Consider the following 19,875-nt stretch of genomic DNA (forward strand, 5'->3'; position numbering starts at 1 on the left):
CATTATGCAACGCTTTATCCAATTTAATGACGAAAAAGTTGATTCTATGCTATTAATGGAAATGGCTGATTTAGGCACAACATTGACAAAAAACTTAGAGTATGAGGTCGAATTCGGGGTCCATTCCTATCTTGACTTATCTGCCAAAAAAATATATGTCAGTCATTTTTGGAACCATCGATCCAAGCAGATAATAAAAAATGGTTTAAAAAGTGATGTCTTTTTACGGGCAATTGGTAATTATAAATATTCAAATTACAAAGATATTCAACAGTTTATCGAGAAAATAAAAACGAGATCTTTAAAAAGCTTTGCAAAGCAATTGTTTATGATTACCGAAGATTTAAGGATTGAGGAGTTAATCAAGCAAGAACGTCCTGGTACAAAAAATGTTTTTCGAGATCGAAAAAATGTTTACAGAAAATATTTTGAAACACAATTGAATGTTAATCTTGTAAAAAGTGTATTTACAGATGCACTCTTTAATAATATTTTTCTCCTATTAAACTCTGAATCACCTGTAGAGGATATTCCGCATTATAATGAGAAAATTGATCTGGTTGTGCCGTATATCCGGAATTCTGTCTCAAGGTTTTTCGAAACGAAGTCAACGAAAGAGACAGTAAAGATATGCATCGAAATTGTAGAAACTCTAGAAGATGTTCTTGAACAAGATATGTTAAATGAATACTTCCATCTCCCGGAAATTGAAAATGATTCAGTTGCGGAAGGTCTTACATTTAAAGATTTGAAACGTAAGGACCCCTTGCAAAACAATGATGTAATCGATAAAAAGGCAGATGGAGACGAGGAAGTAATTAATGAAGAATTGCGAACCTGGCATCGAGAAACCAGTGATTTAAGTAAAAGCTTTTTACAATTTGATTTGGATCAAGGTACCGGTACAGATTTGATTGGTGAGGGAGTTAGAGAGGGAGAAACAGGCGATCAGGCATTAGCAGTTGTACAAGGTTCTGTTCAAAAAACAAGTCAGAATGATTATTCTAGTTTAGAAGCAAAAGAACAGAGGCGAAATTCTGCACAAAACAATGACAAAGAGTATGGAAAAGAAAATAGGTCCGCATATTCCATCTTTTTAAAGCCTTCTATTCCTACTTATGATGAGGAGAAACAGTATAGGGTTCTGAAGTCTGAGATTCATTTTTATCAAAAAAAGTTAAAAAAGTTAATAGAAAAAACTCTTGAACATAAGAGAACAGCTTCTAGAAATGATTTGCAATTTGGCCGTTTAAGTAAAAAGCTTCTTCCTTTTTATACTGATAAAAATCCTAGATTATTTTATAAGAAACAAGAGCCAGCAAATGAAATTGATGCTGTTTTTTCCTTATTAGTTGATTGCTCTGCGTCAATGTATGACAAAATGGAGCAAACAAAACTTGGAATTGCCTTATTTCATGAAGCCTTGAAATCTGTTCGGGTTTCCCATGAGGTAGTAGGGTTTTGGGAAGATACGAATGATGCAACAAAGGAAAAACAGCCTAATTACTTTTATCCTGTAATTGACTATTCTTCCTCATTACAAATTCATTCTGGGCCAGAAATTATGCAACTAAGGCCTGAAGAAGATAATCGTGATGGTTATGCGATTAGATTAATGACAGATAGAATTTTATCTCGTAAAGAAAAGCAAAAATTTCTTTTAGTGTTTTCTGACGGTGAACCAGCAGCATTTGGGTATGAGCAAAATGGTATCGTTGACACCCACGAAGCAGTTTTACAAGCAAGAAAACAAGGTATTGAGGTGATCAATATCTTTTTATCCAATAGTGAGATAGAGGAAAGCCAAAAGAAAGTCCTTCACGATATATATGGAAATTTCAGTATATTAGTTTCTGATATTGAGGAATTACCTGATGTGCTATTTCCGATCTTAAAAAAATTGCTTTATAAGAGTATTTAGAAGGCTCTTTTCTAATACTTTGTTGCTATTTGTAACAAAGTAAAAATCGGCAGTAGGATTTTTACGGTTATTTTTGCACCTATACAAAAAGTATTGGATGAAGAAAAGAGCACGAAACCAATTTAATTAAGTATTGGAGCTGTATACGAAAAGCAACAATCTTAACGAAAACAGCCATTTAGTAAGAGTGAAACGGTACTTTAGTCCAGTTTGATTTCAATTTGATTACAATTTCTAAAACTAATGAAAGGGTTTAATTCAATTTGGTAGAATAGATTTTGGAGAAAATTGTAGATGGATGTGTCGAATATTGAAGAAAACTTGGATAGTCATATTAGTATTTTTTGTCACATTTAATATTTTTAATAAAGTGGAAGCATCCGAAAAACCTAAATTAACAATTGCAAGTGAGACGGCTGTGTTGGTTGATAGTAAAACAGGGAAGGTTTTGTACGAAAAAAATGCATTTCAACGAATGTATCCTGCCAGCTTAACAAAAATCGCAACTGCTATCTATGCGATAGAAAACGGGAATTTAAATGACAAAATAGAGATTGGGAAGAATGTCCAACACACTGAAGGAACAAAGGTTTATTTAGTTGAAGGGGAACAAGTTACTTTAAAGCACTTAATTCAGGGGTTGTTAATTAATTCTGGAAATGATGCGGGTGTAGCAATTGCAGAATATATGAATGGTAGTGTTTCAAAGTTTGCTGATCAATTAAATAAGTTATTAATTAATGAGGTCGGTGTTTCAGCCACAAATTTTGTCAATCCACACGGACTCTTTGATAAGGACCATTACACTACTGCATATGATTTAGCGAAGATTACAAATTATGCCATTAAAAATAAAACATTTAAAAAAATATTTGGAACGAAAGAACTTAAATGGAATGGTAAGGAGTGGAAAACCACACTTATTACACACCATTTGATGTTAAGAGGCGATTACGAATATAAAGAGGTAACAGGCGGGAAAACGGGGTATGTAGATAAATCGGGGCAAACCCTAGCTACTACAGCAGAAAATAAAAAGATTCATTTAACCGTTATTACGATGAATGCAAAAACAAAGAGAGATGCATATACTGATACGAAAAAACTTCTCGACTATGGATTTAAACATTTTGAAACTAGTTCATTACCAAAAGGGGAAACGTTTACAGTAGGGGGAAATGTCTATAAAACTCCCCGAGATATTGTTTATACGAAACCACTAAATGGTGCAGTATCAAAAGACGTTTCTAAGGACGGGATATTAAAAATTATTGATAAAAAAGGGGATTCATTAGAATCATATCAGTTATTTCCTATTCAGGTAAAGGCTACTCATGAAGATTCTGTAAAGTATGTAACGAAAGCTTCGAATGATAATAAATGGTTCTCTTTTATTATTATACTTTTAATAATATTAGGTGCTGCATCTATATTTAAAAGAATAGTATTCAAATAAAATACCTAAATTATTTAGATATGATCATTAAATTTCAATCAATGAAACAAGAGGGTGACATCGCTTCACCCTCTTAAGTTTTTCTATCGAAAAATGATAGATTGTTTATTCAATATTACAATAAATAACTGGACAATCTTCACAGCAAATCTCATCTTTTAAAAATTGTAAATCATGAATAGTGATTTTTCCTTTGTCTATTGATAAAACGCCACGTTTTTTTAAGTCACTTAATATTCGATTGACATTTTCCCGTGAAGCTCCGCAAAAGTTTCCTAGTTCTTGATTAGTCACCGGTAAATTGATTAGAATTCCATCCTGTTTTTGTTCACCATAACTATTTGACATACGAATGAGAGTTGAATATAATGCACCTTTTTTGCCATGAAGCATCAGATCGCGAAACTTTGTTTGAGTTTTTCGATATTGATCACTCAACCATTTCATCATCTCAAATGCTAAAGAACTATTTTCAAATATTTCATTTTCTAATACTTCTTTGCGAATGAAAGCAACTTCTCCATCCTCTAGCACTTTTGCTGTTAATAAATATTTTGGAGAATGAGAGAAAAGAATTGATTCTCCAACTATTTCATTACTACTACATATCCTAAAGGTCAATTCTTGTCCATCGGGAGTGATTTTACTTATTTGAATTTTACCAGATAATATAATAAAAATTCCTTCGGCTAACATGCCTTCCTGAAAAAGGTATCTTCCTTTTATTATTTTTTCTATTTTCTCTGCGTAAAGTAGTAATTCGGTCATTTGAATGGAATGTGTCGATTTCAATGTTTGTCGACTAGTCGTCATACATTCATCACCCTTATGTTGATATATGTAAATTATACCATAAATATTTAATTAAATGTTATGATGATCAGCTGGAAACTGATAGAATAAGATTTATGGAGGTGAGTTTAATGCTTAAAACTGTCCAAGATACATTAAAACGACCACTTCAAGATTTACGAATCTCTGTTACTGATCGCTGCAATTTTAGATGTGAATATTGTATGCCAGCGGAAGTTTTTGGACCCGATCATTCATTTCTTCCTAAAGATCAGGTATTAACTTTTGAAGAAATTGAAAGATTAGCTGCATTGTTTGCAGATTTAGGTGTAAAAAAAATACGTTTAACCGGGGGAGAACCGTTACTACGTCGGGATATTTCTGAATTAATTAATAAATTAATAAATATTGAAGGCATTTCAGATATCGGATTAACAACAAATGGCATTTTTCTCCCTAAACAAGCTCCAGCATTATTTACTGCCGGTTTAAGAAGGTTAAATATTAGTCTTGACGCATTAAATGACGATATATTTAAGAAAATGAATGGAAGAGGCGTTAGTTCTAAAGCTGTGTTAAAAGGGATTGATACAGCTTTACAAATGGGCTTTGATATAAAAGTAAATATGGTTGTGCAGAAAGGTATGAATGAACAAGAAATACTTCCGATGGCGAAATATTTTCGGGATATGGGGGTCACATTACGCTTCATTGAATTTATGGATGTTGGTAATTCAAATGGGTGGAACTTGGATAAGGTAGTATCGAAGAAGGAAATTTTTCAAATGCTATCGAAGGAATTTGAGCTCATTGCAGTTGACGCTTCTTATTATGGGGAAGTAGCAAAACGCTATAAGTACAAAGAAAAAGATGCGGAGATTGGTTTTATTACTTCTGTTTCCGAATCATTTTGTTCTAGCTGCACAAGAGCAAGAATATCAGCAGACGGCAAGCTATTTACATGCTTATTTGCAAGTAAGGGATATGACCTAAAATCTTATCTTCGTAATGGATCGACAGATGATACGATAAAAAATGAAATTATTTCTATTTGGAATCATCGTAGTGATCGATATTCAGATTTAAGAACAAACAAACAACTAGGAACAAAAGATAAAATCGAAATGTCATATATTGGTGGATAACGAGTTGAATGAAGAAATAAAAGGGGGATCTAAGATGGCTGGTCGGCGTAAACCTATTTGGGTAAAAGACGCAATCGAAATGGTGATGGAATGTAGAAAAAGAGGGGATACTGAGTGGGTTTCCATCGATGAATGTGATAACCGTTTTCTTGCTGAACCATTGTGTGCAGATCACGATGTCCCCCCTTTTGATCGATCTCCGTATGATGGATTTGCTATTCGTTCAGAAGATACATTCCTTGCACATTCTAATAATCCGATTCAATTAGAAGTAATAGATGAAATTGGTGCCGGTCAAGTAAGTATAATGCAAATTGACCGTTTCCAAGCCACTAGAATTATGACAGGAGCTGCAATACCTTTAGGTGCTGATTGTGTAATAATGCAAGAGCTTGTTAAAGAGGAGCACAAGGGAAACAAAAAGTTTATTACAATTAAAAGAAGAATAAAATCAGGGGATAATATCTCTTTCCAAGGGGAAGATGCTAAAAAAGATCAAGAGCTAATCGGCAAAGGGACTCTTATTAATCCTGGTGTAAAAGCTTTACTCGCTACATTTGGTTATTCTCGTGTTCCAGTAATAAGAAAACCGATCATTGGAGTTATTCCAACTGGGAGTGAATTATTGAAGGTTGATGAACCATTAGAGCCTGGAAAGATTCGGAACAGTAATGGATATATGATAGAATCTCAAATTATTCGTGCAGGAGGATCTATAAAAAAGTTCGAAAATCGTGCAGATGAAATTGAATCTCTGTATTCATCAGTGAAAACAGCAATAGAGGAATGTGACATAGTCATTACAACAGGTGGAGTATCTGTTGGCGATTTCGATTATCTATCTGAGATTTATAAGCGTTTAGGTGCTGAAGTGTTATTTAATAAAATCGCTATGAGACCAGGGAGTGTAACAACCGTTGCAAATATAAACGGAAAACTTCTTTTTGGTCTATCTGGTAATCCTTCTGCATGTTTTGTAGGCTTTGAATTATATGTTAGACCAATTATTCGTTATTGGCTTTATTCGATTAAGCCGTACTTAAGAAAAGCAAAGGCTGAATTAAAGTCGGATTTTATGAAGCCTAATCCTTTTAGTCGTTTTGTTCGCAGTAGAATGGATTATGAAAATGACAAAATAACTGTTAAACCTGTTGGACTCGATAAATCAAATGTAGTGACATCAATTGCATGGGCAAATTGTTTGATGGTTTTACCAGGTGGTACAAGAGGCTTTCAGGTAGGGGATATAGTAGATATTTTACTACTGGAGGACCAAACGGGAAGTGAAGAACCGTGGAGAGAAAAGCAAAAGTATTCCAAATTGTAGGTTTTCAAAATAGCGGTAAGACTACAATCATTCAAGAGATTATTCAATATTGGAAACAACATAATCTTGACGTAGGGACGATTAAGCATCATGGTCACGGCGGTACCCCTGATACAAACATCAGAGAAAAAGATTCAGACAAACATTTGGCAGCAGGCGCTGTTATTACGTCTGTTGAAGGTGAAGGAAAGTTATTAATACAAAAAAAATGTCGACCTTGGTCATTACAAGAAATTATTCACATATATGAATTATTTTTATTAGATCTTATTTTAGTCGAGGGATACAAGTATGAAGCATATCCAAAAGCAGTAATCATCCGAAATGAAGATGATAAAATATTATTAGAAAAACTAACAAATATTCAGGCTGTTATTTCATGGATTCCATTAAAAAACAGTTTAGAGTACCCCATTTTTTCGATAAAAAATAAAAAACTGTTTTTAGAATGGTTACTTACTAAATTAAACAAATAAATTTATAGCCCACTATTTAATATGTGATTCCCATTAATTTAATGGGAATCACAGGTAAAATCCTTGATGTTTTCTCTTATGGTAGTTTACTCTCAACTTCGTTACATACTTCATCTGCAGACATTCCAGATGCATCAATAACTGAACCCTCTATAATAATATCTTGAATGCCCATTACATTATTGTCACCACCAGTAACAACACAGCAATCGCAGCCTTGTGCATCTGTTTCATTTTTAAGTTCAACAACATCATAGCCTTTTTCTTTAAGGGCTTGTGATACATTTGTCAAAGATTGCTCCACACCTATTTTTGGCATACTACTACACCTCCTCTCGCAAATTATAGATTGCTTCATTCTAAGTTAAATTATTCCAAAAAATGATTATCTTCCATGTTTTTTACGTGAGGCATCTGCTTGGATGTCTCCAGTCTCCGTAGTGGTAGTACCTTGTCCTTTTACATTCGGATTACTTAAACCGGTTTTGGAAGGGTCTTTTTTTCGTTTTCCCATGTCATCACCTCCAATCTTATTTTCCAACATTACCAAAATAGTATGTATGATTCATTTTTAAAAAAAATCTTTCGGGTATCAAAAAAAGATGTATAATCGTTTTATACGAAGGCTTTGTTAATGAGTTGTTGACGATGAATGGCACTTTCGGCAATGCGTGAGATGATTTCTTTACATAGTAAAACTGGCTAAGCGCTTACACTAAGAAATTTATTAGATGCAACACATCGTTAAACTAAACGTAATCGAAAACGTAGGAAAGAGAGATGCATATGGCAGTAGCTGCAAAACAAAATTCACAAAATGTAGGATTAAATACGATTTATGGGGTTTTATTCACCATCAGTTTAGGACATTTTTTTAATGACTCGCTCCAAGCGGTAGTTCCAGCAATGTTTCCGATATTAGAGAAAACATTAAGTCTTTCCTATTCACAAATTGGATGGATTGCTTTTGTTGTAAATATGACATCATCAGTTATGCAGCCTGTATTTGGTTATTATTCCGATAAAAGACCATCTCCTTTCCTGCTGCCTTTAGGAATGTTTATGAGTATGATTGGACTAATTGGTTTTGGATTGTCTCCAAATTTCTATATCATTTTATGTTCAGTATTTTTTATTGGGATAGGATCGGCTGTTTTTCATCCTGAAGGCTCTAGAGTTGCATATATGGCGGCAGGAGGAAAAAGAGGGTTAGCTCAATCAATTTATCAAGTGGGTGGGAATTTTGGCCAGTCACTTGCACCAGTGTTTACTGCATTCATTTTTGTGCCATTTGGACAAAAAGGAATATTATCTTTTACACTTGTAGCTTTGATGGGAATCATTCTTTTACTATTTGTTTCAAAGTGGTACCAACAGCAAATAGCAATTGGCATTCAAAATACGAAAAAGAAAGTTTCTTCAATAGCAAGTGGGCCAATTAACCCAAAAATAAAAATGGCTATGGTTTTGCTAGTTTTTATTGTATTTGCTAGGTCATGGTACTCGGCAGGTATCACTAATTTCTATCAGTTCTATTTAATTGATGATTACGGTTTATCGATAAAACAAGCACAAATTTTTGTATTTATCTTTATGATTGCAGGCGTAATCGGAACCTTTTTAGGTGGACCATTGGCTGATAGATTTGGAAAACGTAATCTTATTTTATTCTCATTAGTAGGAGCAGCACCGTTTACACTTCTACTGCCACATGTTCCAATATATTTAGTGATTCCGATGTTTTTCTTAATTGGCTTTATTATAACATCCAGCTTCAGTGTTACAGTGGTCTATGCGCAAGAATTACTGCCGCAAAAAATTGGTATGGTTTCAGGTTTAATTGTTGGTCTTGCCTTTGGTATGGGGGCTATTGGCGCTGTTTTATATGGTAAATTAGCAGATATTTATAGTATTAAGTTCGTAATGAATTTTTGCAGCTATCTTCCATTATTAGGACTATTAACTTTCCTATTACCAAGTGATGAAAGGGTAAGGGAGCTGCAAGAAAAATAATGTAAAAAAGGAATCCAATTTTATGGTTGGATTCCTTTTTAAAGAATGGCTTTGTTAAATCATATTGTTGATGTCTATTACCGCCTACCGTGGTAAATGTTCATTAGTTATTCATTCGAATAAAACCCATTCACATGTACCACAGTAGGCTCTAAATCAATAACAAACATAATATAGCGTAATAATTAATGAATATCCTTTTTCTTAAAACGTCCGCCCCTTACTTCAGAAATATTTCCGACAGCGAGAAAAGCATTTTCATCGAATTCCTCAATAATTGATTTTAGTTTAGCTTCCTCAAGACGTGTGATAATACAATAAATGACTTTTTTTTCATCGCCCGTAAAGGCGCCTTCGCCTTTTAAATATGTTACACCACGACCTAGACGTGCAAGTATTGCCTCACCAATATCATCCACATAATCACTAATAATCCAGGCTGCCTTTGATTCATCTAATCCTTGAATAACTACGTCTATCGTTTTTGCGGCAATAAAATAAGCAATGACAGAATACATCGCCCGATTCCAACCAAAAACAAAACCTGCACTGCCAAATATGATAAGGTTAAAGAACATGATGATTTCCCCGACTGAAAAGGGAAGTTTTTTATTTAACAGGATAGCGAGTATTTCAGTTCCGTCTAGTGATCCTCCAAAACGGATAACTAACCCGACACCAAAACCTAAAATAATGCCACCAAACACGGTCACTAATAATAGATCTTCGGTGAAACTATGGATGGGATGTAATAACGCTGTAGTTATTGACATGATGGTTATTCCATACAATGTAGTTAATGCAAACGTTTTTCCGATTTGTTTATATCCTATGTAAAAAAATGGGATATTTAGAATAAAAATAACAAGCCCAAGTTTAAGGCCCGATAAATAAGATAAAATAATAGAAATACCTACAATTCCACCATCTAATAAATCATTAGGTACAAGAAAAAGCTCTAATGCAACACCCATGATAATCGCACCAAATGTAACAAAAAAAGCACGCTTTAACAGGACGGTCCTTTTAAGTCTTTTATGTCTCATTAATTCAATTGATTCTTTTGTTTTAGCAAGTTCCATCGATCCAATCCTTTCATATTAAATTGTTTAGCTTAGAATAATAAATTAACGGGATAATAGTGAGGTATCCAAAATTATTGGAAAATACGATCGTAGAAAAAATTATAAACATCAACAAATGTGTATAAAAATGAAGGTTTATTAATTGTTTCATAATTCATATTATATCGTAAAAAAAGTAATTTGAAAAAAATTATGCATTATTATATAGAAAATCCCATTATAATAAAAAAATAGGTCGATTATCTTCATCATAGGATTTAGATAATCGACCTTTATGTTTTTGTTTTCTTAAAACTTCTTCCTTTGTTTTCGTTTTTCTTGTCCTTAAATCTGATAATGCATAAATGCCTCGATTCTCTTCAGGGTTTCTTCTACCCTCTCTAACAAGCTTTTCACGCATCTTTTTTGCGGAGCTTTTAGCCATATATATCACCTCAAGTTTATCATAACAAATAAAAAAGCAACTTCAAATAAATAAACAATAATTACTCTAAAAAAGTTAAATGAAAGTTTTAGAGAAAATAAAAGATTACAACAAGAAATTGAAATTCTAAACAAGCGGTGTCTATTGTGACCGCTAAATAAGAGTCCCTTTACATTTTTCACTCTAAAACTATGGTATATTAGATAGTACATAGTTAGTAAAGGAGTTCGAAAAAATGGCAAAAAGTGTAGTAATTGCGGAGAAACCTTCTGTTGCACGCGATATTGCAAATGTATTGAAGTGTACGAAGAAAGGAAATGGATTTTTAGAAGGCGACAAATATATCGTCACTTGGGCGCTAGGACATTTAGTCACTTTAGCAGACCCTGAGGTATATGATAATAAATATAAATCATGGAACCTAGAGGATCTTCCTATGCTTCCCGAAAGCATGAAATTAGTTGTTATAAAACAAACTGGGAAGCAGTTTAGTGCTGTAAAAGCACAGTTAAATCGCAATGATGTGAATGAAATAATCTTGGCTACTGATGCAGGGAGAGAAGGAGAACTAGTTGCACGTTGGATAATTGATAAAGCAAAAGTTCATAAACCTATCAAACGTCTGTGGATCTCTTCTGTAACAGATAAAGCTATTAAAGATGGATTCAATAACTTAAAGCCTGGTAAAGCTTATGAAAACTTATATGCTTCAGCAGTAGCACGTTCAGAGGCAGACTGGTATATTGGCTTAAATGCAACTCGTGCCTTAACAACAAAATTCAACGCACAATTAAACTGTGGACGTGTGCAAACACCCACAGTTGCGATGGTTGCAACACGTGAAGAGGAAATTAAGAACTTTATATCTCAAACGTATTATGGTATTGAAGCGCAAACAGATGGACTTAAATTAACGTGGCAAGATGAGAAGGGTAATAGTCGTAGCTTCAATAAAGAAAAAATTGATGCAATCGTTCAATCACTTGGACAAAAAGATGCAACGGTTGTTTCCATTGACCGTAAAGCAAAGAAAACATTCTCACCAGCCTTATATGATTTAACAGAGTTGCAGCGTGATGCCAATAAAATCTTTGGTTATTCAGCTAAAGAAACATTAAATATTATGCAAAAACTATACGAGCAACATAAAGTATTAACATACCCGCGTACAGACTCGCGCTTTCTATCTTCAGACATAGTTAGTACGCTTCCAGAACGTTTAAAAGCTTGTGGTGCAGGGGAATATCGTTTACTCGCTAATAAAGTATTAAAAAAGCCTATTAAAGCAACGAAAGCCTTTGTAGATGATAGTAAGGTAAGTGATCACCATGCCATCATTCCAACAGAAGGTTATGTGAATTTCTCTACATTCACAGATAAAGAACGTAAAATATATGACCTTGTTGTGAAACGTTTCTTAGCTGTATTATTTCCTGCTTTTGATTATGAGCAGTTAACAGTACAAGCAAAAATCGGTGATGAAAAATTTTTTGCAAAAGGAAAAACGGTAATTAATGCTGGTTGGAAGGAAGTGTACGAAAACCGATACGATGAGGAAGAATCAACAGATGATGTAAAAGAGCAATTATTGCCTCGTCTTGAAAAAGGTGATGTATTAAAAACAAAGCTAATCGCTCAAACATTGGGCCAAACAAAGCCACCTGCACGTTTTACAGAAGCTACTTTACTATCAGCCATGGAAAATCCTACGAAGTATATGGAAACTAACGATAAGAAGCTTGCAGATACTTTAAAATCGACTGGTGGACTTGGTACAGTTGCAACTCGTGCTGATATTATTGATAAATTATTCAATTCATTCCTAATTGAAAAACGTAGTGGAAAAGAAATCTATATCACTTCTAAAGGTCGCCAACTACTAAATTTAGTACCAGAAGAATTAAAATCGCCAGCAACAACAGCTGAGTGGGAACAAAAACTTGAGCTAATAGCTAAAGGGAAACTAAAAAAAGATGTGTTCATCAATGAAATGAAAGAACATACAAAAGAAATTGTTGCAGAAATTAAAGCAAGTAATAAAAAATATAAGCACGACAACATTTCCACAAAATCATGTCCTGACTGTGGAAAACCAATGCTTGAAGTAAATGGTAAAAAAGGAAAAATGCTTGTCTGCCAAGATCGTGAATGTGGTTATAGAAAGAATGTCGCACGCATAACCAACGCACGCTGTCCTCAATGTAAAAAGAAAATGGAACTTCGTGGTGAAGGTAAAGGTCAAATCTTCGCATGTAAATGTGGATATCGCGAGAAGCTATCTGCTTTTGAGGCACGACGTAAAAAAGAATCTGGGGGAAAAGTGGATAAACGCACTGTACAAAAGTACTTAAAAAAGCAAGAAAAAGAAGCTGAACCAATTAACAATGCATTCGCTGAGCTACTTAAAGACATTAAATTTGATTAAATTACATCCAATTCATTTTCATATAAAATGGCAAGAGTATAAAATAAACTTTTAGTAGGCGTTAATACTATGTAAACGATTATTAAACCCAAAAAATCCCCCCCTTGTCAAATTAGCATAAATTGTATACAATGTTCTATTGTAAGAGAAAATGTGTATATTAAATACAACCTAAATACATTTATATCTTGCAAATATAAATCGATAGGTGGTAGTAATTGTGATGGAAACAAAACCTTATAGAGTATTATTGTATTATTTTTATACAAAAATTGACAATCCGGAAGAGTATGCTGCAGAGCATCTAGCATATTGTAAGGACCTAGGTTTAAAAGGAAGAATCCTCGTCGCTGAAGAGGGGATTAACGGTACTGTTTCAGGGACAGTTGATCAAACCAATCAATATATGGATATGATGAAAAGTGATCCACGTTTCGATGGAATCGTTTTTAAAGTGGATGAAGAAGATAAGCATGCATTTAAAAAGATGCATGTACGCCCAAGAAAAGAGTTAGTCACTCTTCGCTTAGAAGATGACATTAATCCAAAAGAAATAACGGGTAAATATTACAGTCCAAAAGAGTTTTATGAAGCAATGCAAGATGAAGATACAGTTATTCTAGATGCTAGAAATGATTATGAATATGATTTGGGACACTTTAGAGGCGCTATTCGTCCTGATATTGAAACATTTAGAGATCTTCCTGACTGGGTACGTGAAAATAAGAATCAATTAGAAGGAAAAAAAATATTGACTTATTGTACAGGTGGTATTCGCTGCGAGAAGTTTTCTGGCTGGCTGGTAAGGGAAGGCTTTGAAGATGTAGCACAACTTCATGGTGGAATCGTTACTTATGGTAAGGACCCTGAAGTTCAAGGTGAATTATGGGATGGCCAATGTTATGTATTTGATGAGCGAATTGCTGTACCTGTTAATCATAAAGAACATGTTATCGTTGGTAAGGATTATTTTACGGGTGAACCATGTGAACGTTATGTAAATTGTGCAAATCCAGAGTGTAATCGTCAAATGCTATGCTCTGAAGAAAATGAACATAAATATTTAAGAGGCTGCTCTCATGAATGCCGCGTACACCCAAGAAGCTTGTATATAAAAGAACATCAATTATCTAAAGAAGAAGTTGCAGAAAGGCTTCAAAAGATTGAAGATGAGTCTATGATAGACATGGCTAAATAAATTTTTCAAAAAAACGCTCAAGTAGTAATACTTGGGTTGTTTTTTTGTAAGGCTTTTTTTCGTATACTTTGTTGTTTTTAAATAAGTAAAAATTGATATTAGGCTTTTTACCATTCTAATTTATCATTCAATTTGAATTTTAGATTTATAATATAGGGAAAAGAGCACGTAAAAAAAGTATTCTAGAAGGACAATCTATATGAAAAGCAACATTCTATTCGAAAACAGTCTTTTGTAATGATATTTTTATGTGTTTTTTTGGGAAAAATAGATTTATGAATAGTGGGATTAAAGCATTCTTGTCCCTTGGTAAAATGAATACATACTAACATTTAGAGCTCTACCTTAATACTTTTGACAACATAACGGTTTATGTTAGTTGAATGAAAGCTGGTGTTCAATTGAAGTTTAATAAAAGAAAGCTGTTTTCATTTCTAAAAATAGCTTTTCCAATTGCTCTGTTGCTTTTAATATTATTTGAATCTAAAAATATGGTGAAGGGCTTTGATATTAATTTATTGAAAAATAATATCTCTGAGCTTACACCAATAAAAATACTATTAATATTAATATTAGGTTTAGTATCAATTGTCCCGATGTTATTTTATGACTTGATTTTAAGTAAAATTTTAAAAATAAAATTGAGTTATAAAAAACTTTTATCCTATTCTTGGATAGTTAATACATTTTCAAATTTTCTTGGTTTTGGTGGAGTAATTGGGTTGAGTTTGAGAACGTATTTTTACAAAGATTATTATAAAGAAAAAGATGTTATCCTAAAAAGTATCGCAAAAGTGTCTATTTTCTATTTATCAGGTCTTTCAATTTTATGTTGGCTAGTCACTTTAGGTATATTCAAACCTACATTTTTAGTTGAAATGAAATGGCTCAAAATAGCAGTATGGGGTTTAGCTTTATATATTCCTTTTTTGTTATTGAGTTTTAAATTGAGGAATTTGAAAAATGAGAACTTTTCGCTAAGAAAAAATTATTTAATTGAATTGATGATTATTTCTGTATTTGAATGGATGTTTGCATTTCTATTATTTATGATCATTGCACATTTAGTAGATGTTCATATCAGTTTTGGACATTTATTTCCGATCTTTTTTGTAGCTGCATGTGCAGGTATCATCAGTATGATTCCCGGTGGATTAGGATCCTTTGATCTTGTCCTACTAATGGGATTCGAATATTACCATATACCGTCTGAAAAAGTATTATTAATATTGCTTTTGTATAGAGTTAGTTATTACTTTATTCCATTTTTAATAGCTATTGGATTATTCGCAAAACATTATTGGAATATTCTTGATAAGCAATATAAGCAAATTCTTAATACAATAGTAAAAAATATAAGTCATTGGATCTTGGTAATACTTGTATTTTTATCGGGAATTGTTTTACTGCTATCAGCTTCATTGCCAGGAGTACTTGATCGAATAAGGTTTTTAAGGGAATTTTTATCGTCTCCCTTTATGGGTTTTTCCCATCAATTGACAGTTATTGCTGGTTTTTTATTAATCTTATTGTCAAGAGGAATTGAATATAAAGTAAGATGGGCATATTACTCAACACTTGTCGTATTAATATTTGGCTCATTGCTTTGTCTTGTAAAAGGGCTGGATTATGAAGAAGCTATATATTTAAGCTTTGTTGCCATAATGCTTATCATTTCTAAAAAACGTTTTTACCGTATTAATTTTGTGATAACTTGGGGCAGAGCAACATTTGATTTCTGTGTGATTATTTTTTTCACAATTCTTTACATATTAATTGGTTATTGGAACCTACCTGAAAGTAAAATAAGGATTCCTCATTTTATTCAAAAATATATGATTATTGACGCTGGTGATCTAATATTAAGTGCAATTACTGGCTTAGTTATCGCAGCAATAATAATGTTTTGCACTTATTTGATCATAAAACCGAAATCACCCGGATTTTATCCAGTTGAATCGGAAAAAATTATAGAACATGTAAAAAAATACAAAGGTACTGTTCTTACTCACTTAATATTCTTGCACGATAAAAAAATTTTTTGGAATGAAACAGGTCAAGTGATGATGATGTATGAAAGATATGGGGACAAGTTAGTAGTTCTGGGAGATCCTGTTGGAAATGAACAAGAGTTTTTTCATGCGATCGAGGAGTTTCAAGACTTTGCTGATCTATATGGCTTTACTCCTGCTTACTATCAGGTGACAACAGATTTGATACCGAAATTACATGAAAATGGATATGACTTTTTCAAATTAGGCGAAGAAGCATATGTTGATTTGACTTCATTTACTTTATCAGGTGGCAAAATGAAGGGACTCCGTTCAACAAAAAATAAATTTGAAAAGGAAGGATTTTCTTTTCAAGTATTACAACCGCCATTTACAAATGATCTATTTCAATCATTAAGAGAGATATCAGATCAGTGGTTAGAAGGGAAGAGTGAGAAAGGCTATTCACTTGGTTTTTTTGATGAAGATTATTTAAGGAGGGCGCCTATTGCTATCCTTAATGATCAGGAAAATAAGCCGATGGCTTTTGTTAGCATTATGCCGGCTTATGACAATCATCAAACACTTTCAATTGATTTAATGAGACATCTACCTAATACTCCATCTGGAACAATGGACTATCTTTTTCTAGAGCTTTTCGATTGGGCTAAAACAAACGGATATGTGCGTTTTAATTTAGGGATGGCACCACTTGCAAATGTAGGGTTATCCAAATATTCATTTATTGGAGAAAAGGTAGCATTTCAAATTTATACTCATGGCAATTTTGTGTATCATTTTAAGGGCTTAAGAAAATTTAAAGAAAAATATGCGAACAAGTGGGAGCCTAAATATTTAGCCTATCGAAAGAAAACATCATTACCGATTACAATGATTCAAATTGCTTTACTTATATCAAGAAAACGCCCTAGTTAAAGGGCGTTTTTTATCTGTCTAACTTATTAACCAATAATCTCTATATATAAAGTAAAGTATAGGAGAGGACTTTATAAGATGTGATAACATCTACTTTTGGGGCTAAACAGCTGCATTTGCCCATCTTATTTGTAACTATTTTCTAATTCCTCCACTAATTGACCAACATATGATACAGCACTTCTGATTGCATCAGGTTTAGACATATCGACACCGGCCTTTTTGATTAAATCAATTGGTTTTAATGTACCACCTGATTTTAGTACATCTAACCAACGATCAACAGCTGGCTGGCCCTCTTCTTTTATCATTCCTGCAACAGCTGTTGAAACTGTTAATCCAGCTGAATAAGTATAAGGATATAGCCCCATATAATAATGAGGTTGACGCATCCATGTTAGGCTTGCACCATCATCAATTTCAACTGCATCACCCCAGAAGTTTTGGAGAAGCTCTCTTTTTTGTTCACATAGAGTAGAAGCAGTAATAGGTTTTCCAGCATCAGCTAAGTTATAAATACGTCGTTGTAGTTCACCTTCTAATAAATGAGTAACGAAATTATGGTAGTAAGTCCCAAGCAATTGGGAAATGACCCAGCGCCTCATCCGTTTATCCTCTGTTTTAGATAAGATATGATCGGCTAAAAGCAGCTCATTCATTGTGGATGGTGCTTCTACAAAATATGTTGAAGGTCTTGTATTGATCATTCGCTGATTTTTGCCTGCTAAATAGAAATGTCCTGCATGACCAAGTTCATGTGCTAGCACAAATGCTCCTCGCATCGTATCTGTCCATGTAATTAATATAAATGGATGGACGCCATATGGACTAGAACAGAAAGCACCTGTCGATTTCCCAATATTATCTGCTAAATCTACCCATCTATCTGATAATGCTTCTTTCATAATTTGGCTATATTCAGGACCCATTATTTCCAATGCCTCTATAATCATTTTGGAAGCTTCTTCATAGGTCGTTTTTGGATTATAATCTGGATCAAGCGGTGCTTTTAAGTCGCAGAAAAGCATTTTGTCTAAGCCTAATTCACGTTTTTTTAATTTAGCATAGCGTTGCATAATTGGAGCAAGTTCTTTTTGAAGCACATCTAATTGGTTATGATACATTTCAAGTGATACTTGCTGTGGATGAAGCTGCATTTCCGTTACTGAATTAAATTTACGTAAACGTGATAGAGCAACTTCCTTCGACACTTCGGTTGCGTAAGTGGCAGCGAATGTATTTTTATATTGATTTAATGTATTATTGAACGAATGATATGCTTTTCTTCTTATTTCAGTATCTGCTGATAATTCATAACGATCCTCATAAAGTGCAAAGGACATCGGTAATTGACTGCCATCTTTATCTTCAATTGACGTAAATTGCATATCTGAAGATTTACTTCGTTGATAAATCATATAAGGTGAATCGTGAACTTCACTTAGGGAAGCCAATGCTTCTTCCATTTCAGCAGACAATGTATGCGGCTTTCTTTCTAGTAATTCTTCTAAGTGATTTTTATATACTTCTAGGTTCGGTTCTTCCTGTATGTATTGTTCGATCGTTCCATCTGCTAATGTAAGTATTTCTGTTTCTAAAAAAGAAAGTGAAGCACCTATATTTGCCATCATTGCTGCAATGCGTGCAGAATTTCCTTGATTTATAGGGTTAGTACCATCTTCAGAGGACCGTAAGCTTGTATATGTTGCTACTCTAATAATTCTTGTGTAAAGTGCTTCATAAGCTGTTAAACATTCCAATAAGACATTTGCTCCATTCCCAAGCTTACCTTTATATTGGGAAACAGTTGTTACATCTCTTTGTACAGCTTCAAGCTCATACTCCCATTTTTCCTCGGTTTCAAAAAGATCTTCTAATTTCCATGTCATTTCTTTTGGTACTTCAGTTCGTAAAAGACGTTTTTCTATCGTTTTCTCCATAAAGATTTCTCCCTTCTTTTGCTAGTGCTTTCAAAGTATTTCGAAACACTAATCTATTTTATTATATAAGAATTTTTTGATTTTTTATATAAATATTTCATTCCACATAAACTTTTCCCTATTTAGAAGGTGTTTAATGTTCACATCTTAAAAAGGATATATTTTCTATATATAAAATTAATTAATATTCATAAAATAACATCGTTCACTATGAACAACTTATGAATTGATATAAACGTAAAAAAATTTTTTTAAAAGGAGTTTTGTTCATGACAGTTATCAATAATATTAAGCAGACAGTTTCTGGATTAAAGAGTGCACAAGCAAACTTAGAAAGCTTTGCATTAGCAACTGATAACCAACAAGCAAAGCAGCTTTATCAAAATGCAGCGCAACAAACACAAACAGTTATTGATTCTTTAACTCCTAGAGTGAATGAGGTTGAACAAGAAGAACCACAATATAAACAACAATAATTTTATGAAGAAAAGGATGATATGAAAGTATCGTCCTTTTCTAAAAAGGAGTAGGGACCAATGACTATTGCTTCAGACGTAAAAACATGTATTGCAAGTCTAAATGGGGCTAAAAATAATCTTAGTCGTTTTGCTTTAATGTCTATGGATAATGAAGCAAAAAGAATATTTCACGAATGCATGCTTGAAACGGAAGACATTATTTCTGAATTAAATCAAAGGCTGACCGTTATCGAACGAGAAGAGCCTCAGTATAAATCGTAGAGGAGG

Annotated in this window: 17 protein-coding genes; 11 read left to right on the top strand and 6 right to left on the bottom strand. The window is 33.3% G+C overall.

The annotated features are described in order from the left end of the window. The first annotated feature begins 4 nt into the window (after nucleotides 1-4). Complete coding sequence (locus ACQKP0_RS18075) at nucleotides 5-1,921, top strand: vWA domain-containing protein (protein ID WP_427407224.1); 1,917 nt, start codon at nucleotides 5-7, stop codon at nucleotides 1,919-1,921. Between the two features lie 310 nt (nucleotides 1,922-2,231). After that, on the top strand, nucleotides 2,232-3,377 hold the full coding sequence (locus tag ACQKP0_RS18080; protein ID WP_427407225.1) for a D-alanyl-D-alanine carboxypeptidase family protein: 1,146 nt from the start codon (nucleotides 2,232-2,234) through the stop codon (nucleotides 3,375-3,377). Nucleotides 3,378-3,482: 105 nt separating this feature from the next. Here the strand turns inward: ACQKP0_RS18080 and ACQKP0_RS18085 are convergent, their stop codons facing one another. Beyond that, nucleotides 3,483-4,190: a Crp/Fnr family transcriptional regulator gene (locus ACQKP0_RS18085; protein WP_427407226.1), complete on the bottom strand. Its 708-nt coding sequence runs from the start codon at nucleotides 4,188-4,190 to the stop codon at nucleotides 3,483-3,485. 110 nt (nucleotides 4,191-4,300) lie between these two features. Between ACQKP0_RS18085 and moaA the strand changes: the two genes are divergently transcribed. The 3 genes from moaA to mobB are packed head-to-tail and all read left to right on the top strand — an operon-like array spanning nucleotide 4,301 to nucleotide 7,117. After that, entirely contained in the window at nucleotides 4,301-5,314 is a 1,014-nt protein-coding gene (gene moaA / locus ACQKP0_RS18090; RefSeq protein ID WP_427407227.1) for a GTP 3',8-cyclase MoaA, read from the top strand. A gap of 34 nt (nucleotides 5,315-5,348) precedes the next feature. After that, the gene (locus ACQKP0_RS18095; protein ID WP_427407228.1) at nucleotides 5,349-6,641 is read left to right on the top strand and encodes a molybdopterin molybdotransferase MoeA; all 1,293 of its coding nucleotides are present in this window, start codon (nucleotides 5,349-5,351) and stop codon (nucleotides 6,639-6,641) included. After that, nucleotides 6,608-7,117 (top strand): molybdopterin-guanine dinucleotide biosynthesis protein B, encoded by a 510-nt coding sequence (gene mobB / locus ACQKP0_RS18100; RefSeq protein WP_427407229.1) that lies wholly within the window; start codon nucleotides 6,608-6,610, stop codon nucleotides 7,115-7,117. Before ACQKP0_RS18095 ends, mobB begins: the two co-directional genes overlap by 34 nt. A gap of 76 nt (nucleotides 7,118-7,193) precedes the next feature. Here mobB and ACQKP0_RS18105 read toward each other — a convergent pair whose 3' ends face one another. Together ACQKP0_RS18105 and ACQKP0_RS18110 are read right to left on the bottom strand one after the other, a co-directional pair. After that, nucleotides 7,194-7,436 carry a YkuS family protein gene (locus ACQKP0_RS18105; RefSeq protein ID WP_427407230.1) on the bottom strand — a complete coding sequence of 81 codons (243 nt, stop codon included), beginning with the start codon at nucleotides 7,434-7,436 and terminating at the stop codon, nucleotides 7,194-7,196. 66 nt (nucleotides 7,437-7,502) lie between these two features. Continuing rightward, the gene (locus ACQKP0_RS18110) at nucleotides 7,503-7,631 is read right to left on the bottom strand and encodes a YuzL family protein (protein WP_427407231.1); all 129 of its coding nucleotides are present in this window, start codon (nucleotides 7,629-7,631) and stop codon (nucleotides 7,503-7,505) included. 272 nt (nucleotides 7,632-7,903) lie between these two features. On the opposite strand from ACQKP0_RS18110, the gene ACQKP0_RS18115 reads away from it, so the two are divergent. Then, nucleotides 7,904-9,130 carry an MFS transporter gene (locus ACQKP0_RS18115; protein ID WP_427407232.1) on the top strand — a complete coding sequence of 409 codons (1,227 nt, stop codon included), beginning with the start codon at nucleotides 7,904-7,906 and terminating at the stop codon, nucleotides 9,128-9,130. A 185-nt stretch (nucleotides 9,131-9,315) separates the two neighbouring features. Here ACQKP0_RS18115 and ACQKP0_RS18120 read toward each other — a convergent pair whose 3' ends face one another. Continuing rightward, nucleotides 9,316-10,176, bottom strand: coding sequence for a YitT family protein (locus ACQKP0_RS18120; protein ID WP_427407331.1), 861 nt, complete (start codon nucleotides 10,174-10,176; stop codon nucleotides 9,316-9,318). Nucleotides 10,177-10,432: 256 nt separating this feature from the next. Further along, entirely contained in the window at nucleotides 10,433-10,639 is a 207-nt protein-coding gene (locus ACQKP0_RS18125) for a uracil phosphoribosyltransferase (RefSeq protein ID WP_427407233.1), read from the bottom strand. A gap of 235 nt (nucleotides 10,640-10,874) precedes the next feature. On the opposite strand from ACQKP0_RS18125, the gene ACQKP0_RS18130 reads away from it, so the two are divergent. The 3 genes from ACQKP0_RS18130 to mprF all read left to right on the top strand — a co-directional run bounded on the left by ACQKP0_RS18130 (nucleotide 10,875) and on the right by mprF (nucleotide 17,189). After that, nucleotides 10,875-13,064 carry a DNA topoisomerase III gene (locus tag ACQKP0_RS18130; RefSeq protein ID WP_427407234.1) on the top strand — a complete coding sequence of 730 codons (2,190 nt, stop codon included), beginning with the start codon at nucleotides 10,875-10,877 and terminating at the stop codon, nucleotides 13,062-13,064. A gap of 220 nt (nucleotides 13,065-13,284) precedes the next feature. Then, entirely contained in the window at nucleotides 13,285-14,262 is a 978-nt protein-coding gene (locus tag ACQKP0_RS18135) for a rhodanese-related sulfurtransferase (RefSeq protein WP_427407235.1), read from the top strand. Between the two features lie 383 nt (nucleotides 14,263-14,645). Beyond that, the gene (gene mprF / locus ACQKP0_RS18140; protein ID WP_427407236.1) at nucleotides 14,646-17,189 is read left to right on the top strand and encodes a bifunctional lysylphosphatidylglycerol flippase/synthetase MprF; all 2,544 of its coding nucleotides are present in this window, start codon (nucleotides 14,646-14,648) and stop codon (nucleotides 17,187-17,189) included. Nucleotides 17,190-17,314: 125 nt separating this feature from the next. Here mprF and pepF read toward each other — a convergent pair whose 3' ends face one another. Further along, nucleotides 17,315-19,129 (bottom strand): oligoendopeptidase F, encoded by a 1,815-nt coding sequence (gene pepF, locus ACQKP0_RS18145; protein WP_427407237.1) that lies wholly within the window; start codon nucleotides 19,127-19,129, stop codon nucleotides 17,315-17,317. Between the two features lie 269 nt (nucleotides 19,130-19,398). Here pepF and ACQKP0_RS18150 point away from each other — a divergent pair, with 269 nt between their 5' ends. Both ACQKP0_RS18150 and ACQKP0_RS18155 read left to right on the top strand, forming a co-directional pair. Then, nucleotides 19,399-19,605: a DUF1657 domain-containing protein gene (locus ACQKP0_RS18150; RefSeq protein WP_427407238.1), complete on the top strand. Its 207-nt coding sequence runs from the start codon at nucleotides 19,399-19,401 to the stop codon at nucleotides 19,603-19,605. A 60-nt stretch (nucleotides 19,606-19,665) separates the two neighbouring features. Then, nucleotides 19,666-19,869, top strand: coding sequence for a DUF1657 domain-containing protein (locus ACQKP0_RS18155; protein WP_427407239.1), 204 nt, complete (start codon nucleotides 19,666-19,668; stop codon nucleotides 19,867-19,869). The last annotated feature ends 6 nt before the right edge of the window (nucleotides 19,870-19,875 follow it).

The sequence above is a fragment of the Heyndrickxia sp. NPDC080065 genome (assembly GCF_050281185.1).
In the GTDB taxonomy this organism is placed as follows: domain Bacteria; phylum Bacillota; class Bacilli; order Bacillales; family Bacillaceae_C; genus Heyndrickxia.

What these genes read in the sequence shown, in the direction of transcription:
- ACQKP0_RS18075 (WP_427407224.1), top strand. Translation starts at nt 5, where the DNA reads ATGCAACGCTTTATCCAATTTAATGACGAAAAAGTTGATTCTATGCTA.
- ACQKP0_RS18085 (WP_427407226.1), bottom strand. Translation starts at nt 4,190, where the DNA reads ATGACGACTAGTCGACAAACATTGAAATCGACACATTCCATTCAAATG.
- moaA (WP_427407227.1), top strand. Translation starts at nt 4,301, where the DNA reads ATGCTTAAAACTGTCCAAGATACATTAAAACGACCACTTCAAGATTTA.
- ACQKP0_RS18095 (WP_427407228.1), top strand. Translation starts at nt 5,349, where the DNA reads ATGGCTGGTCGGCGTAAACCTATTTGGGTAAAAGACGCAATCGAAATG.
- ACQKP0_RS18105 (WP_427407230.1), bottom strand. Translation starts at nt 7,436, where the DNA reads ATGCCAAAAATAGGTGTGGAGCAATCTTTGACAAATGTATCACAAGCC.
- ACQKP0_RS18110 (WP_427407231.1), bottom strand. Translation starts at nt 7,631, where the DNA reads ATGGGAAAACGAAAAAAAGACCCTTCCAAAACCGGTTTAAGTAATCCG.
- ACQKP0_RS18115 (WP_427407232.1), top strand. Translation starts at nt 7,904, where the DNA reads ATGGCAGTAGCTGCAAAACAAAATTCACAAAATGTAGGATTAAATACG.
- ACQKP0_RS18120 (WP_427407331.1), bottom strand. Translation starts at nt 10,176, where the DNA reads ATGAGACATAAAAGACTTAAAAGGACCGTCCTGTTAAAGCGTGCTTTT.
- ACQKP0_RS18125 (WP_427407233.1), bottom strand. Translation starts at nt 10,639, where the DNA reads ATGGCTAAAAGCTCCGCAAAAAAGATGCGTGAAAAGCTTGTTAGAGAG.
- ACQKP0_RS18130 (WP_427407234.1), top strand. Translation starts at nt 10,875, where the DNA reads ATGGCAAAAAGTGTAGTAATTGCGGAGAAACCTTCTGTTGCACGCGAT.
- mprF (WP_427407236.1), top strand. Translation starts at nt 14,646, where the DNA reads ATGAAAGCTGGTGTTCAATTGAAGTTTAATAAAAGAAAGCTGTTTTCA.
- pepF (WP_427407237.1), bottom strand. Translation starts at nt 19,129, where the DNA reads ATGGAGAAAACGATAGAAAAACGTCTTTTACGAACTGAAGTACCAAAA.
- ACQKP0_RS18150 (WP_427407238.1), top strand. Translation starts at nt 19,399, where the DNA reads ATGACAGTTATCAATAATATTAAGCAGACAGTTTCTGGATTAAAGAGT.
- ACQKP0_RS18155 (WP_427407239.1), top strand. Translation starts at nt 19,666, where the DNA reads ATGACTATTGCTTCAGACGTAAAAACATGTATTGCAAGTCTAAATGGG.